Genomic DNA, 4,338 nt, shown 5'->3' with positions numbered 1-4,338 from the left:
TTTTCTACTCAAAAACGCAATCAACCGTTTATTTATTGTTTCTAAACATCAAAAATTAGTTTTGAAGCATGTTCATTTGTGTAATGAAACAATAAAATAAAGATCTGGGCCAAAATATAACTTTTGACCCGGATCCCTATACTATTGAACTATTGAGCTTGATTATTCAAGCATTTACCTTGTTTCATAAAAATTAGAACAAACCTAGAATCGTTTTAATACTAGCAAAAGCCATGAACAATACAACCGCCCACCCAGAGTATGTTAACCACTTAGGATGCTTATAGCTGCCAATTATTTTTTTGCTCCCACTTGCTAATAAAAGAATAGTTAATGAGATAGGTAATACAAACCCATTGGCCGCGCCGACAAAAACAAGTACTTTAGCGGGGTTGCCAACAAAGTAAAAGATTAACGTTGAAATTAATATAAACCCGATAACCAAATATTTTCGGTACTTCTCATATGAACTAACTCCTTTACTCTTCACTGCATAATCAAGAAATGACGTTGAAGTAAAAGTTGATCCCAAAATTGATGTCATGCCAGCTGCAAATAAAAGAATCCCAAAGAATTTATAACCGAAATTGCCAGCTGCGTATTTAAAAATCGAAGCTGCTGGATTAGTTGGATCTAACTTGTAACCTGCCACTACAACTGATAGTCCTGCTAAAAATAGTAAGACACGTATTACAGAAGCAATCCCTATTCCCGTTAATGCTCCTTCATTAACATATTTAATATTCTTTTCTCCACGCACGCCACCCTCAATCAGACGATGGCCTCCTGAAAATGAAATATATCCCCCAACAGTACCACCAACGATCGTAACGATCGAATAAAAATCAATCTTTGTTGGCGCAAAAGTATGTTGAATAGCTGTTCCATAAGGTACTGACATTACAAAGATAATGTAAACCAAGATAGCTACTTTAACAAAAGCCAATATCTGAACAGTACGGTCCATAACAACTAAAGCATTCTTAACCACGAAGATAATCAATGCCAGAGCAGCTGCAATCACCGCCCCATTCTCAGGCGAAATTCCGAAAAGAACATTCAATCCTAAACCAGCTCCACCAACATTTCCGATATTAAAAAACAATCCTCCGACTGCTACTAACGCTGATAGAATATATCCTAAACCAGGAAAAACATCATTGGCGATAGTTTGTGCTTTACGACCACTAACAACAATTATGCGCCAAACATTCATTTGAACAACGATATCAAAAACAATACAAATTAAAATAGCAAAACCAAAATTAGCTCCCATTTGACCTGTAAAAGTTGCTGTCTGTGTTAGGAATCCTGGACCTACGGCAGCCATTGCCATTAAAAACGCTGCTCCCATTGCTGTACTTCGAGGTGAACGATTAGGTTTGGTAATCGTATTGGGAATATCGTTGTTCTTTTTTGGATTATTACCCATATTGAATTCCTTCTTTCATTAAAATAGAATGCTATAAAGTTTTCGCTTTTATTCCTTCTTTTTCTAGAGCGGTGCGTAATTCTTTTACAATTGCCAATGCTGCTTGGTTGTCTCCATGCACACAAACCGAATCCGATTTAAGTGGAACCTTTTGTCCATTAATTGCAACTACGGCTTGATCCTCAACCATCTTAATTACTCGACCCGCAATCTCCACCGGATCATGTATTACTGCATTAGGTTTGCTGCGCGAAACCAGAGTTCCATCAGCTTCGTAATTACGATCACCAAAAACTTCCTGTGCATAAGGAAGTCCTATTTCTTCCGCTGCGGTTATTAATTCACTATTAGCCAATCCATACAGTGGTAATTTTGGATCAACCACCTGAACACCACGGCAAATTGCAAGCGCCAAATCATGATCTTGTGCAGCAGCATTATATAAGGCACCATGGGGTTTAACATGATGCAATTTTTTGTTTTTGGTAAAAGCTGTTAAAGCACCTACTTGATAGGTAATCATATGTTGAACTTCGTTTAAAGACATATTCATTCGCCGTCTGCCAAAACCTTGCAGATCAAAATAACCTGGATGTGCCCCGATACCAATTCCTGCAGCTTCTGCCTTCCTTACTGTTTGTGCCATTACATCAGGATCGCCGGCATGAAATCCGCACGCTATGTTAACCGATGTTACCAAATTGATAATTTCACTATCATTGCCTATACTATAGTGCCCAAAGCTTTCGCCTAAATCACTATTTAAGTCAATTTTCAGCATTGTTCACTCCACCTTTATTCATATTTGAGACTTGTATTCTTTACATCTGTAATCAGCATATGTCCGGGTGCATGTGTGATTACAAATTCTGGTTTGATTTGCATAATTACGTTTTGTGGAGTAACACCACATGGCCAAAAAACGGGTACTTCGCCCTGCTTAATTTCAACAGCATCACCGTAATCCGGCCTTTGAAGGTCTGCGATCCCAATATGCTGCGGACTGCCAATCTGAATAGGTGCACCATGTACTTTCGGCATTGCTGCCGTTACTTTGACAGCCTTAATGACCTGTTTTTCTGGAATAGGTCGCATACTGACCACCATATTTCCGTGAAATTTTCCGGCTTTTTTGAGCGGAATATTAGTGTTAAACATAGGGACATTCACTTTCTGAGTGATATTGCGAACCTCTATCCCAGCAGCAATCAACTCCGATTCAAAAGAAAAGCTGCATCCAATCAGAAAACTAACTAAATCATCACGCCAAAATGATTCAACACTCGTCACTTCCTCATCCAATCTTCCCTTGCGGTAGATTCGATATTTGGGAAAATCATTTGCTAGATCAATGTCTTTTGCAAATTCTTTTAATTTTCGGCTACCAGCATCGCTAACTTCTAAAACTGGACAGGGTGCAGGATTACGCTGAGTAAACAACAAAAAGTCGTAAGCGAGGTCTTTCGGTAAAATGACCAAATTAGCTTGCGTGTAGCCCGCTGCCAATCCACTTGTAGGCTTAGTATATTTTCCTTCACGAATTAAATGTCTCAATTCAACTGGACTGTATTCTTCTAATGATTTCAACATTATGCTACATCTCCTCTCTCAAATAGACCCTTTCGTCAACTTTTCCAACCAATTAACATCAGTTTCATTATCGAGATATTCTGGTTCATCCAATAGCTGTGCTAAAAAATCAAGATTAGTTTGAATTCCGCCGATTACGGTCTCATCCAAAGCTGTTCTCATCAAAGCAATAGCATTCTTTCGATCATGGCCATATGTAATGACCTTAGCTATCATAGAATCATAATTTGGTGGTACTCGGTAACCTTGATATAGAGCAGTGTCCACTCGAATACCATATCCACTTGGCAAATGTAAAACAGTTATTTTTCCTGCTTCTCTGGCATTAATTCTGCATTCCAAAGCAAAACCCTGACGACCTATATTCGCTTGTGTAAGAGTTAGTTTTTCCCCTAAGGCTACTTTCAGCTGCAATTCCACCAGATTAGTGTCAGTTATTAATTCAGTTATTGGGTGTTCAACCTGGATCCTGGTGTTCATTTCCATAAAATAAAAATTTTCAGGATCATCTAAAAGAAATTCCATTGTCCCAGCACCCTCGTAGTTTATCTCTTTAGCCGCTTGAACAGAAACTTCCAACATTCTTTGTCTCGTTGAATTGCTGATTGCCAGCGCAGGCGCTTCTTCCAGTATCTTTTGGTGATTAAGCTGCAGTGTGCAATCTCGTTCATGCAAAGCAATTACATTTCCAAACTGGTCTGCCATAAGTTGAATTTCTATATGACGCGGATGTGGAAGATACTTTTCAAGATACATTTCCCCATCATTAAAAGCATGCTGTGCCTCCTGTTGGGCTAAAGAAAAATCCTCGGCAAAATTTTCCTTTTTTTTGATAACACGCATTCCCTTGCCTCCACCGCCAGCGCTAGCTTTCAACATCACCGGGAAACCAATTTTATTCGCATAATCCAGTCCTTCTTTCAGTGTTAAAAAACCACTAGGGCTGCCTGGAACAACTGGTACTCCTGCATTTTTCATTGTTTGCCGTGCCGTTGCTTTTTCACCCATCAAACCAATAACTTTTGCACTCGGTCCGATAAACTCAAGGTGATTTTGCTCACATTTTTGAGCAAATTTTTCATTTTCAGACAAAAAACCATATCCTGGATGAACAAAATTTGCTTTGGTCATTTTGGCCGCTTCAATTATATTTTCCTGATTTAAATAACTTTTAGACGGTTCCGGCGGTCCTATGCAGACAGCTTCATCAGCTAACTGAACGTGAAGTGCTGTTTTGTCAGCAGTTGAATAAACAGCAACTGTAGCTAACCCCAGTGTATGGCATGCTTGAATGATTCGAACCGCAATTTCACCTC

Annotated in this window: 4 protein-coding genes; all 4 read right to left on the bottom strand. The window is 39.0% G+C overall.

Going from position 1 to position 4,338, the window contains the following annotated elements:
- Positions 1–193: 193 nt before the first annotated feature.
- Positions 194–1,432, bottom strand: a complete 1,239-nt coding sequence (locus FD20_RS11500; RefSeq protein WP_057738690.1) for an NRAMP family divalent metal transporter — start codon at positions 1,430–1,432, stop codon at positions 194–196.
- 31 nt (positions 1,433–1,463) lie between these two features.
- The gene (locus tag FD20_RS11495) at positions 1,464–2,213 is read right to left on the bottom strand and encodes a LamB/YcsF family protein (protein WP_057738688.1); all 750 of its coding nucleotides are present in this window, start codon (positions 2,211–2,213) and stop codon (positions 1,464–1,466) included.
- Between the two features lie 14 nt (positions 2,214–2,227).
- Positions 2,228–3,022, bottom strand: a complete 795-nt coding sequence (locus FD20_RS11490) for a putative hydro-lyase (RefSeq protein ID WP_057738685.1) — start codon at positions 3,020–3,022, stop codon at positions 2,228–2,230.
- Between the two features lie 18 nt (positions 3,023–3,040).
- Positions 3,041–4,338, bottom strand: a 1,298-nt coding sequence (locus FD20_RS11485; RefSeq protein WP_057738683.1) for an acetyl-CoA carboxylase biotin carboxylase subunit, incomplete at its 5' end; no start/stop codon positions are given.

Source organism: Liquorilactobacillus uvarum DSM 19971 (assembly GCF_001434935.1).
GTDB classification, from domain to species: domain Bacteria; phylum Bacillota; class Bacilli; order Lactobacillales; family Lactobacillaceae; genus Liquorilactobacillus; species Liquorilactobacillus uvarum.
This window is presented reverse-complemented; position numbering and strand designations above follow the sequence as displayed.